Here is a 10,874-nt window from a genome sequence, read left to right as displayed (position 1 = left end):
GCCGGGCGGACTCGACGATCACCCGACTGGCGTCCTGCGCGGTCGCTTCGCTGGTCGCGGACGCGCAGCGCGCAAAGCTCGCCATCCCGGAGGTCTGAGCCATGATCCCCGTCCTCATCGTCCTCAACGCCGGCTCGTCGAGCCTCAAGTTCCAGGTCTATGACATGGTCGACGGCGCAGAGCCACGGCTCGTCTGGAAAGGGCTTTACGAAGGTCTGGGGGGCGCCGCGCGCTTCGCCGTCAAGGACAAAGGCGGGGCGATCCTCGAAGAAAAAACATGGGACGCGGGTGACGAAACGGGGCACGAGGCGGCGCTCATGCACCTCGTCGCATGGTTGAGCCAGTTCCGGGAGGAGCGCAAGCCCGTGGCCATCGGGCACCGGGTGGTGCATGGCGGCGAGGCCTTCTCCGTTCCGGTGCTGGTCGACGAGTCCGTCCTCCAGCGGCTTGAGGCTCTGGTGCCGCTGGCTCCGCTGCACCAACCCCACAATCTGGAGCCGATCCGGATCGTCCGCCGGCGCCTGCCGGGGATGCCGCAGGTCGCCTGCTTCGACACCGCCTTCCATCAGACGCAGTCCGACATTGCCACCCTGTTCGCCCTGCCGCGCGAGATGCGCGAACGCGGCGTGCGGCGCTATGGCTTCCATGGGCTCTCCTATGATTACGTCGCTTCGGTGCTGAAGGACTACGACCCGCAACTGGCGAAGGGGCGGGTGATCGTCGCCCATCTCGGCAACGGCGCGAGCTTGTGCGCCCTCAAGGACGGCGTCAGCACGGCGACCACCATGGGCTTTTCGGCCCTCGATGGCCTGCCGATGGGCACCCGCTGCGGCGCCGTCGACGCCGGGGTGATCTTCTTCATGCTGCGGGAGATGAGGCTCAGCCCGGAAGAGGCCGAGAGCGTGCTGTACAAGAAGTCCGGTCTTCTTGGGGTGTCCGGCATCTCGAACGACATGCGGGTGCTGCGCTCCAAGGCGGCGGGCGACCCGAACGCCAGGCGCGCCATCGACCTGTTCGTGTACCGCATCACCCGCGAGATCGGCTCGCTCGTGGCGGCGTTGGGAGGGCTCGACGGTCTCGTCTTCACAGCTGGCATTGGCGAGAACGACGTGGCGACCCGCGCCGAGGTGATCGGCGGCCTCGCATGGGCCGGGCTCACTCTTGATGAGGCGGCCAACCGCAGCGGCGGCCCGCGGATATCCGCCGGATCCGGACCCACGGCGTGGGTGGTTCCCACCAATGAGGAACTGGTGATCGCACGGCAGACGCGCAGCGTGCTCGGCGCGACACAAACCAAACTTGCATCCTGACCAAGGAGATCGATGTCATGGAAGCCTTGAAAACCAAGCCAGACGAGAAGGCCAAGCAGGAACTCGGGGACGAGACGTTCATGTCGGCGCGCGACCTGCGCAACTACATGACCGAGATGCAGATGGCGAAGGCGTCCAAGTCGCTGGAGGGCATGGACCGCGCCGAGAAGGCGCGCCAGGACCTGATCAAACGGATGGCCGAGCCCATCGACCTGACGCCCGAGCGCCTGCAGGAAATCCTGCAGCCGCTGAAGGCGAAGCTGCGGTCGGCGGCGGAGCGCGGCCAGACCGAGCTGATGGTGATGCGCTTCCCCAACGCGCTGTGCACCGACCATGGGCGGGCGATCAACAACTCGGATCCAACCTGGCCGGACACCCTCACCGGACGGCCGCGCCAGGCCTATGAGCTCTGGCGTGACCAACTCCGGGATGCCGGATTCAAGCTGAGCGCCTTGATCATCGAATGGCCGGGCGGGCTGCCGGGCGATGTCGGCTTCTTCCTCAAATGGGGCGAAACCAAGCAGTGAGCGTCTCCAGAAGCAGCCACTGACAGGACAAGAGCCATGCAAAAAGTCGAATCCAGGACCGAAGAGCGGGCCGACGGCGGGCAGGCCCAGCTGACGGAGCTCGCCCGTTCGCAAGCGAAGATCACCGAGGTCTATCACGAGCGGTGCACCAAGGCGCTACAGCGTTACCTCGATGCGATGAAGGCCGCGGGCGAGCCGTTGAGGGAGGCGCCGATCCGTTCCGCATCGCCCCTCGATTTCTGGCGCGACGCCAGCGCCTATTGCCTCGACTTCACGCAGCGCTCGATCCTGTTCTGGGACACGTTGCGCCAGCGCGGCAACAACTGGATCGAGCACGAGAAGGCCGGCAAGCCGCCGCTGCTGGCCTTCGAGTGGGAGATGGTCTCGGATGCCCGCACGTTCGAGCGGCCCGTGAACTACGCTCTTGTGCGCATCATCCCACCGGCCGGCGTCAAAACGGATCCTGATCTCCGGCCGTTCGTGATTATCGACCCGCGGGCCGGCCATGGGCCCGGCATTGGTGGGTTCAAGCAGGATTCGCAGGTGGGGGTCGCGCTCAAGGCGGGGCACCCGGTCTACTGCGTGATCTTCTTCCCCGATCCGGAGCCCGGGCAAACCCTCGCGGACGTCTCCCGCGCCGAGGCCGAGTTCCTGCGCATGGTCGGCGAGCGCCACCCGAAGACCCGCAAGCCTGTTCTCTTCGGCAACTGCCAGGGCGGCTGGGCCTCCATGCTGGTTGGCGCCGTCGAGCCGGATCTCGTCGGCCCCATCGTGATCAATGGGGCGCCGATGTCGTATTGGGCCGGCAACGACGGCGAGAACCCGATGCGCTACGCCGGAGGGATGCTCGGAGGCACCTGGCCGGCATTGTTGGCGAGCGATCTGGGCGCCGGCACGTTCGATGGAGCCAATCTCGTCGAGAACTTCGAATATCTCAACCCGGCCAATACCTACTTCGACAAGTACTACACGCTGTTCTCGAAGATCGACAGCGAGCCGGAGCGCTTCCTGGAGTTCGAGCGCTGGTGGGGCGGGTTCTTCCTGATGAACCGGCAGGAGATCAAGTGGATCGTCGAGAACCTGTTCGTCGGCAACAATCTGGCGGATGGTGACGCCGAGTGGTCCGAGGGCAGGGCCTTCGACCTGCGGGCGATCAAGTCGCCGATCATCCTGTTCGCGTCGCTCGGCGACAACATCACGCCGCCGCAACAAGCCTTCAACTGGGTGGCCGACCTTTATCCGACCACTGAGGCGCTGAAAGCCAACGGGCAGGTGATCGTCGGCCTGATGCATAAGAGTGTCGGCCATCTCGGCATCTTCGTGTCGGGTGCGGTCGCCAAGCGCGAATACACCCAGATCGCTGACCTGATCGAGTACATCGAGCACCTGCCCCCCGGTCTGTACAGAATGCAGGTGGAGGAGCAGAAGGCGAACGGCAGCGTCCGCTACGACGTGCTGCTGACCGAGATGCCGGTCGAGGACCTGAAGGTTCTGCAGAAGTACAGCCGCAAGGACGAGATGCCGTTCGCGGCGGTCGAGAAGACGTCGGAAGCGCTCGCATCCGCCTACGAGACCTTCGTGCACCCGTTCGTGGCGCCGCTGGTCACCCCGGCCGCGGCGGGGCTCATCCGGGCGTTCAACCCCCAGCGGGCGCAACGCTGGGCGGTGTCGGACCTCAATCCGTTCCTGTGGCCGCTCAAGGGCATGGCCGACATGGCCAAGGCCAACCGGGCGCCGCGGGACAATGACGGCCCGATGGCCATGATGGAGCGCTGTTCCGCCGCCATTACCTCCGCCTCGTGGGATCTCTATCGCGACCTGCGCGATGCGGCGGTCGAGAACACCTTCTTCCGCACCTACGGCCCGGCCGGCATTGGCTTGGCGGGAGCAGAGAAGGAGACCACCGCGGAAGAGCCCATCGACGTGCGCAATGCCCCTCTGGTGAAGGAGGCGCTGGCGCACATCGAGGAGGGCGACCGGACAGAGGCGATGGTTCGCGCCGTGCTGCTCTTGATGAAGGCCGGCACGGGTCGGCGCCGTCTCTCGACCATGAAGCGGGCTCGCGACCTCATCAGCCGGGACCTTGGTCTGCTCGACATGCCCACAGAGGCCGCCCGCGAGATCATTCGCGAGCAATCCTTCATCGTCGACTTCGAGCCGGTGAAGGCGCTCACGGCTCTTCCCAAGCTCCTGCGGACCTCCGCGGATCGGCACCGGCTCCTCACCATGCTCGACCATCTGGAGGGCCGGATCGAGGCCAACGAGAAGCAGGTCACCCTCCTGGGCGAGATCCGGCGTCTCCTGTCCGAAGAGGAGGCGGGAGACAAGTCAGGCGGCAGGGCAAAGGCCGAGCCGATCACCGTGACCTTGGTGGAGCACCAGCCGAAAGACCGCCCCGGGGCGGCCGCCAAGACCGCCAAGCATGGTGCCACCCGCCGCTCCAGTGACACCCGACGCACGAGGGCAAGCTCATGAATGATCAACCCACCGACCTGACCAAAACCGCCATCCAGTCGAAGATCCTGCACGGCAAGCGGGCGCTCGTCATCGGCATCGCCAACGAGCACTCGATCGCCTATGGCTGCGCCCGTGTGTTCCGCCAGCTCGGGGCGGACCTTGCGATCACCTATCTCAACGAGAAGGCCCGACCCTACGTCGAGCCCCTTGCGAAGGAGCTCGGCGCGCCGATCTTCGCGCCCTGCGACGTGGGGCGCGACGGCGAGCTCGAAGCCGTGTTCGGGCGGATCGGGGAGACCTGGGGCAGCCTCGACATCGCCCTCCATTCCATTGCGTTCGCTCCGAAGGACGATCTCCAGGGCCGTCTTCTGGACAGCTCCGGCGAAGGCTTCAAGGTGGCGATGGACATCTCCTGCCACTCCTTCATCCGTATGGCCCGCCTGGCGGAGCCGTTGATGAAGGAAGGCGGCACGCTGCTCGCGATGAGCTATCACGGCGCCAACAAGGTGGTCCCGAACTACAACCTGATGGGGCCGGTGAAAGCCGCGCTGGAGAGCGCGGTGCGCTATCTCGCGTTCGAGCTGGGCGACAGGCACATCCGGGTGCATGCCGTGTCTCCCGGTCCCTTGAAAACCCGCGCGGCCTCCGGACTGAAGGACTTCGACGTGCTTCTCACCGAGGCCATCGAGCGGGCGCCCATCGGCGAGCTGGTCGACATCGACGACGTCGGCCTGACCGCCGCTTACCTGACCACACCCTTCGCGCGACGGCTGACGGGGACCACCACCTATGTCGACGGCGGCCTCAGCATCATGGCATGAGGTTGAGCCCGCGTGAGTGTCCGATCAACAGGAGGTCGCGATGACTTCCAGTCCCTTGCACCTGAACTGGCAGGTCGGCGTCGGTGCCGCCACCCTTCTTCTGGCAAGCGCCGCCTGGGCCCAGGCGCCGGACCAACAACCCGCGTCCTCTGACCGGCCAGTGCTCCGGCAGCCGACACCGTCGTCTGCTCAGCAGCAGGAGGACGGGCAGGGCGCCGCCGAGAAGCGCGAGACGGAAGCGGATAGGAAGCTGCGCGAGATGGATCGTCGTCTTGCTCGCACCCTGCGCAGCGTCTGCAGCGGATGTGAGCGGTAGCCCGCCAGGGAGCGAGCCCATGGACGTTTCCGCATCAGCAAAGCCCGCCGCCCAGCCGTTCGCGCCCGGGATGCTCAAGGGTCGGGCGGCCGTCGTGACCGGCTCGACCAGCGGCATCGGCCTCGGGATCGCCGCAGCCTTCACTCGAATTCGCCACCCCGCTGCAGATCCGTGGCGCCGCCCTGTCGGTCGATGGTGGCTGGGCCGCACAATGAGGAGGTCACAATGAAGACGATCACACTCTCGGACGCCGTCGCGATGATCCCAGCAGGGGCCACCCTGATGATCGGCGGCTTCATGGGCGTCGGGACGCCGGAGCCGGTGGTGGATGAACTCGTGCAGCAGCAGAAAGGCGACCTGACGGTGATCGCCAACGACACCGCAGCGCCTGGCATCGGCATCGGCAAGCTGATCACGGCCAAACTCCTGCGTCGGGTGATCGTGAGCCACATCGGCCTCAATCCGGAGACGCAGCAGCAGATGCTTGCGGGCGAGCTGCAGGTGGACCTCGTCCCGCAGGGCACGCTCGCCGAGCGCATCCGCGCCGGCGGCTTCGGGCTCGGAGGCATCCTGACCGCCACCGGCGTCGGCACCATCGCGGCGGAAGGCAAGCAGACGGTGGCGGTGGGCGGCCGCGACTACCTGCTGGAGCCCGCCCTGCGGGCCGACTTCGCGCTCGTGCATGCCTTCATCGCCGACTACCTGGGCAACCTCCAGTACGCCCTCACGGCGCGCAACTTCAACCCGGTGATGGCGATGGCCGCAGAGACCGTCGTGGTCCAGGCGGAGAATATCGTGCCCGTGGGCGTCATCGCGCCGGACCATGTCATGACGCCCGCTCCGGTCGTCGACTACCTCGTCGCGAAAGGCTGACACCATGAATGCGCAAACCCTCATCGCCCAACGCATCGCGCAGGAGCTGCGCGACGGTATGCTGGTCAATCTCGGCATCGGCATTCCAACCCTCGTTGCGAACTTCGTCCCCAAGGGGATGCACGTCTTCTTCCAGTCCGAGAACGGCCTCATCGGCACTGGGCCGGTGGCCGATCCCGGCATGGCGCTGCCGTGGCTGACCGACGCGGGCGGAAAACCCGTGACCGCGCTGCCGGGGGCGTCGACGTTCGACAGCGCGATGTCCTTCGGCCTGATCCGGGGCGGCCATCTCGACCTCACGGTGCTCGGCGGCCTGCAGGTCGATCAACATGGCCGTCTCGCGAACTGGATGGTGCCGGGCAAGATGGTGCCCGGCATGGGCGGCGCCATGGACCTCGTGGCCGGCGCCAAGCGCGTCATCGTCGCCATGCAGCATACCGCCAAGGGCCGCCCGAAGATCGTCCGCGAATGCTCATTGCCGCTCACGTCGGACCGGCCGGTGGACCTCGTCGTCACCGAGCTCGCGGTGATCGGCTTCTCTGAAGGTCGCGCGACACTGCTGGAGACGATGGACGGGGTCACGGTCGAAGAGGTCGTCGCAGCAACCGAGGCCGACCTCGCGCTAGCGCCTGAGCTGTCCCAAAAAGGTGGGGCGAAGCCTGTCCCGGAGAGTGCCCCAACCGCCGCAGTGGGAGAAACAGTATGAGTGCATCGCTCAATCCTGCCGCCCCCCATCATCTGCCGATCTTCATCACTGCGCCGGGCGGGACCGACGTCCTGATGGTGGTCGTGGCGGTGTTTCTGGTGCTCGCGGTGCTGGCGGTGGGCCTCTTGTTCCTGCGGCTGCACACCTTGCCCGAACGCATGGCGCACAAATCGCACAAGCTGCAGTTCGAGATCGTCGCCGTGTTGGGTCTGCTGGCCCTGTTCACGCACCAGCACATCTTCTGGGTCGCCGGCCTGCTGCTCGCCCTCATCGACATTCCCGACTTTGGGAATCCGCTGCGCCGGATGGCCGGTTCCCTGGAGAAGATCGCCGGCCTGAGGCCGGGCGAAGGCGCAGCCCAGGAGCCGGACGAGATCGGCGCCCACGGCCCGCCGGCCGAGCCGGCGAGGGAGGCCACCGACGAAGCGGCCGCAGAAGCAACAATCGATGTGCCGAAGACCATCGCCCCCGCCCGGATGCCCTCCCGTCCGAAACCGCAGATCTCTCCGGTCAACACAGGGAGCTGATCGATGCTTGAGCTTCTCCTCTGCTCCATGCTGACGATCCTGCCGGATTATCTCTACCGCCGCTACGGCCAGGGCAAACGGATCGGCAAGGAGATCACCCTCTATTCGGTCTGGTTCGAGCTGCGGTGGGGCATCGTCACCTGTCTGATGCTCACCATCGGGCTGATCACGGTCGTGTTCTACAACCACCCGTCGACCACGAACGCCACGGCGTACTTCCGCACCATCCCGATCCTGCCCGAGACCAACGGGCGTGTCGCGGAGGTCTATGTCGACGGCGTGAGCGGCACGGTCAAGCAAGGCGCGCCGATCTTCCGGCTCGACAGCTCGAAGCAAGAGGCCGCCGCGGAGACCGCCCGCCGCAAGATCGCCGAGACCGATGCCGCCATGGTGGTGGCGCAGGCCGACATCCAGGCCGCCGAAGGCAAGATCGTGGAGGCCAAGAGCGCTTACCAGCAGGCGGTGGACGAGCTGGAGACCAAGCAGGAGATCTACCGGCGCAATCCTGGCGCCGTGGCCACACGGGATATCGAGAAGCTGCAGGTCGCCGTGCAGGGCCGCCAAGGCACCATCGATGCTGCCACCGCCGCCAAGCAGCAGGCCGAGGCGCAGCTCTCCACGCTGCTCCCCGCCCAGAAGTCCAGCGCCGAGGCCGAACTGGCCCAGGACGAGGTGGATTTGTCGAAGACCGTCGTCCGGGCCGGGGTGGACGGGCGTGTGGAGCAATTCACGCTGAGGGTGGGTGACATCGTCAACCCGCTCATGCGTCCGGCCGGGGTCCTGATTCCGGAGGGAGCCGGGCGGGGGCGCCTGCAGGCCGGCTTCGGGCAGGTCGAGTCCCAGGCGCTGACGGTCGGGATGGTGGCCGAGGCCACCTGCGCTTCGAAGCCGTGGACGATCATCCCGATGGTGGTCACCGGGGTGCAGGACTACATCGCCGCTGGTCAGATCCGCAGCGGCGAGCAGTTGCTCGACCCGCTGCAGGTGACGCGGCCCGGAACCGTTCTGGCCTTTCTTGAGCCCCTATACGAGGGCGGCTTCGACGGCGTCACCCCTGGCAGCAGCTGCATCGTTAATGCCTATACCAGCCACCATGAGGAAATCATCGCCCCAGAAACGGGCGCGATAAGGGGATTCGTTCTCCACGCGGTGGATGCCGTCGGGCTCGTGCATGCCATGATCCTGCGCATCCAGGCGCTGGTGTACCCGATCCAGACCCTCGTGCTCGGCGGGCACTGAGATCGACAGGGCGGTTTCTGCCCGCCGCCCGGAGGAGGCGAGGGGGGCATCGTTCAGGGTGAAGAAGGATTTCGTTCAAGGAGGACAATCCATGGCCACCATGCCGAAGAGTTCAGGAACATCGGACATGCTGCGCAGCGGTGCCGTGTTTGCCATGTCAGGCGACAGCAACCGCGCCCTGGCGAACGCCACGGAAACGTGGTTCGCCGCGGCCACCGAATGCCAGCGCGAGATGATGAGCTTCGTGTCCATGCGCCTTGAGAAGGACGCCGAGACCACCCGTGAGATGATGGGGTGCAGGAACCTCGGGGACACGACGGCCATCCAATCCCGCTGGATCGAGGAAACCCTGCGCGACTACAATGCCGAGATCACCAAGCTGATGACCATCTTTACCAGGTCTGTGAACGGCGGAGGCCGTGACGGACGCTGACAGCCTCCCGCAAGACGGCGGGGCAAGAGGTGCTGGCTGATCGAGACCAAGCGGTTCCGGCCATGACGGCCCGCGTCAGGCGGATCGCGCTGAAAACCTTACCAGGCGCTTGAGCGGACCTGGGTGATGGCCGCCGCCATCAGCTCCGCCGTCTTCTGCCGGATCTGGTCTGCGGACTGGCTGACGCCATGGGCTTTGAAATCGGCCTGGAGCGTCTCGACGACATTCTCGTCGACGACCTGCGCCACCACGCTCCTCGCAATCTTGGCGAGGTACTCGTCGGCCTTGGCACCGGTGAGGCCGAGTTGGGTGGCGGCCCACTGCCCCAGCAGCTTGTTGCGCCGCGCCAGCGCCCGGAAGCGCGCTTCCTCGTCATGCACGAACATCTGCTCGAAGGCCTGCTCGCGGTCTTGGAAAAGGGTCATGGGGCACCTCCGGGGTGCGGGACGGGACCTGCAGGTTGTCGCCAATGTCATCATACACGAAACCGCTGTGCGCCTGATCAGGATCGCGACCTGACCGGCATCACATCCGCGGGCGTCCGGGACCGCATCCCATGGAGAGGACCGCCGGAGCAGGTACGGGATCATCACGTGGTTCTTACGGCACAAAGTGCCAACCGCCTGTCCCAGACGATCAAGCAGGTTTCCCCAACGGGATCACAATGGACGGCACGACAGCCTGCCTTGTGCCGTGCTGTGCACTTGGCGGCGAAAGGGAGGATGCGATGAACAAGCTTCTCTTGGCGTTCGGCGCTCTTTTGGCGAGCGCTCTTCTGATCCCGGGCGACGCTGAAGCCCGGCGTGGCGGTGGCGGTGGCGGAGGATTTGGTGGAGGTGGCGCCCGCATGAGCGGTGGCGGGTTCGGTGGAGGCGCAGCCCTGCGGGGCGGCGGCTTTGGGGGAGGCTCCAGGATGTACATCCCACGTGGTGGCGTCGGCGGCTCCCGGGTCGGGATGGGCGGTTATCGCGGTCGGGCGGTTGCCGGCAGGCCCGGCGGCTATCGTCAGGCCGCGATCAGCAATCCAAGAGGCCGCTTTGACAACCGCGTTGGCTATGGTGGCCGGTACGGCGCGCGCTATCCCAATTATGGCCGCTATGGCTACCGCACGGCCGGCTATTATGGTGGGCGCTATCCGTACTACGGCGGCTCTTATGGCCGGCGCTACCCGTACTACGGCGGGTACTATGGGAACTATCCGTATTACGGTGGCTGGGGCGCCGGGCTTGTCACAGGCAGCATCGTCGGAGCGGCGGCAACGTACCCCTATTACAATTACCCGTACTCCACGAACCAGACCCCGATCTCATCGGCAGCGGGCGGATACTGTGCGACCTCGGTGCGGACCTGCGCCCTGAGCAATTCGGCACCGGTGGGAACCGGCTGCTCCTGCCGCACGCAGGGCGGACGGGCGCGCGGCACTGTGGTGGGGAGCTACTGAACAATCCCGCTCCGGGGCGGGCAGCCCAGCCGCTCCTGACCCGCGCGGTTCGCGCAACTTGAGGAGAACCACATGGACCTGCACAACAGCCAGAACGTCCACCGCTGCGTGGCCGAGGGCATCGGCACCTTCTGGCTCACCTTCGCCGGCTGCGGCAGCGCGGTGATCGCCGCCGCCTTTCCCGACGTCGGCATCGGGCTGCTCGGCGTCTCGCTCGCGTTCGG

General features: G+C 66.3%; 12 protein-coding genes and 1 pseudogene. 12 read left to right on the top strand and 1 reads right to left on the bottom strand.

Going from position 1 to position 10,874, the window contains the following annotated elements:
• The 11 genes and pseudogenes from OCW50_RS33295 to OCW50_RS31875 form a co-directional block, all read left to right on the top strand.
• Window positions 1–98, top strand: a pseudogene (locus tag OCW50_RS33295) (phosphate acetyltransferase); the annotation flags it as partial.
• Window positions 99–101: 3 nt separating this feature from the next.
• Window positions 102–1,310: an acetate/propionate family kinase gene (locus OCW50_RS31920; RefSeq protein ID WP_262300285.1), complete on the top strand. Its 1,209-nt coding sequence runs from the start codon at window positions 102–104 to the stop codon at window positions 1,308–1,310.
• Window positions 1,311–1,327: 17 nt separating this feature from the next.
• Window positions 1,328–1,837 (top strand): hypothetical protein, encoded by a 510-nt coding sequence (locus OCW50_RS31915; protein WP_262300284.1) that lies wholly within the window; start codon window positions 1,328–1,330, stop codon window positions 1,835–1,837.
• Between the two features lie 36 nt (window positions 1,838–1,873).
• Complete coding sequence (locus OCW50_RS31910) at window positions 1,874–4,312, top strand: DUF3141 domain-containing protein (protein ID WP_262300283.1); 2,439 nt, start codon at window positions 1,874–1,876, stop codon at window positions 4,310–4,312.
• Window positions 4,309–5,115: an enoyl-ACP reductase FabI gene (gene fabI / locus OCW50_RS31905; RefSeq protein ID WP_262300282.1), complete on the top strand. Its 807-nt coding sequence runs from the start codon at window positions 4,309–4,311 to the stop codon at window positions 5,113–5,115. The genes OCW50_RS31910 and fabI overlap by 4 nt, the downstream gene beginning before the upstream one ends.
• A 40-nt stretch (window positions 5,116–5,155) precedes the next feature.
• Window positions 5,156–5,431 (top strand): hypothetical protein, encoded by a 276-nt coding sequence (locus OCW50_RS31900; protein WP_262300281.1) that lies wholly within the window; start codon window positions 5,156–5,158, stop codon window positions 5,429–5,431.
• A 225-nt stretch (window positions 5,432–5,656) separates the two neighbouring features.
• Complete coding sequence (locus OCW50_RS31895; RefSeq protein WP_262300280.1) at window positions 5,657–6,304, top strand: CoA transferase subunit A; 648 nt, start codon at window positions 5,657–5,659, stop codon at window positions 6,302–6,304.
• A 4-nt stretch (window positions 6,305–6,308) separates the two neighbouring features.
• Window positions 6,309–7,010 carry a 3-oxoacid CoA-transferase subunit B gene (locus OCW50_RS31890; protein WP_262300279.1) on the top strand — a complete coding sequence of 234 codons (702 nt, stop codon included), beginning with the start codon at window positions 6,309–6,311 and terminating at the stop codon, window positions 7,008–7,010.
• Window positions 7,007–7,537, top strand: a complete 531-nt coding sequence (locus OCW50_RS31885) for a hypothetical protein (protein ID WP_262300278.1) — start codon at window positions 7,007–7,009, stop codon at window positions 7,535–7,537. The genes OCW50_RS31890 and OCW50_RS31885 overlap by 4 nt, the downstream gene beginning before the upstream one ends.
• A gap of 3 nt (window positions 7,538–7,540) precedes the next feature.
• Window positions 7,541–8,776 carry an HlyD family secretion protein gene (locus tag OCW50_RS31880; RefSeq protein ID WP_262300277.1) on the top strand — a complete coding sequence of 412 codons (1,236 nt, stop codon included), beginning with the start codon at window positions 7,541–7,543 and terminating at the stop codon, window positions 8,774–8,776.
• 91 nt (window positions 8,777–8,867) lie between these two features.
• Window positions 8,868–9,209, top strand: a complete 342-nt coding sequence (locus tag OCW50_RS31875; protein WP_262300276.1) for a phasin family protein — start codon at window positions 8,868–8,870, stop codon at window positions 9,207–9,209.
• A gap of 98 nt (window positions 9,210–9,307) precedes the next feature.
• On the opposite strand, the gene OCW50_RS31870 is transcribed toward OCW50_RS31875, so the two are convergent.
• A complete protein-coding gene (locus OCW50_RS31870) occupies window positions 9,308–9,634 on the bottom strand; it encodes a DUF1476 domain-containing protein (RefSeq protein WP_262300275.1) in 327 nt (108 codons plus the stop codon).
• A gap of 302 nt (window positions 9,635–9,936) precedes the next feature.
• Here OCW50_RS31870 and OCW50_RS31865 point away from each other — a divergent pair, with 302 nt between their 5' ends.
• Entirely contained in the window at window positions 9,937–10,650 is a 714-nt protein-coding gene (locus OCW50_RS31865) for a hypothetical protein (RefSeq protein WP_262300274.1), read from the top strand.
• The last annotated feature ends 224 nt before the right edge of the window (window positions 10,651–10,874 follow it).

The organism is Microvirga sesbaniae, assembly GCF_025460805.1.
GTDB lineage: Bacteria > Pseudomonadota > Alphaproteobacteria > Rhizobiales > Beijerinckiaceae > Microvirga > Microvirga sesbaniae.
The sequence above is the reverse complement of the archived record's forward strand: the minus strand, read 5'-3'. Positions and strand labels throughout refer to the sequence as shown.